The sequence below is a fragment of the Bordetella sp. 15P40C-2 genome, from assembly GCF_009763235.1.
Lineage (GTDB): Bacteria > Pseudomonadota > Gammaproteobacteria > Burkholderiales > Burkholderiaceae_B > Bordetella_A.
Window position 1 is genome coordinate 1 of the sequence record NZ_WSJA01000053.1, and the last position, 283, is coordinate 283.

The 283-nt window shown below is 57.2% G+C and carries 1 protein-coding gene; it reads right to left on the reverse strand.

What is annotated here, in order from left to right:
- Positions 1-202: hypothetical protein (locus GOQ25_RS19630; protein ID WP_236844638.1), on the reverse strand; the 202-nt coding region annotated here is incomplete at its 3' end.
- Positions 203-283: the final 81 nt, after the last annotated feature.

The window sequence follows — 283 nt, forward strand, 5'->3', positions numbered from 1 at the left end:
GGTGCAGCACCAGCAGTTGATTACCCTGACGGGTGTGTTTGAGCGTGCGCCGATGGGTGGCCTTGATCCGCACCCGTGTGCAGGCGCAGTGGATGCAGGCCAGGCGTCGCCGGGGCGCGGCCCAGACGTGGATGTCCTGAGCTCGTTTGACTTCTAGGACCACCAGACCGGGTAACCCTAGGATAGAATCGATAGGGGACATCAGCATTGTTTCCTTTAGACAGGTTCTTCGCAAAAACAAGTCTAATGAATGCTGGTCGTCCCCCGTTTATGATGTAGAGCC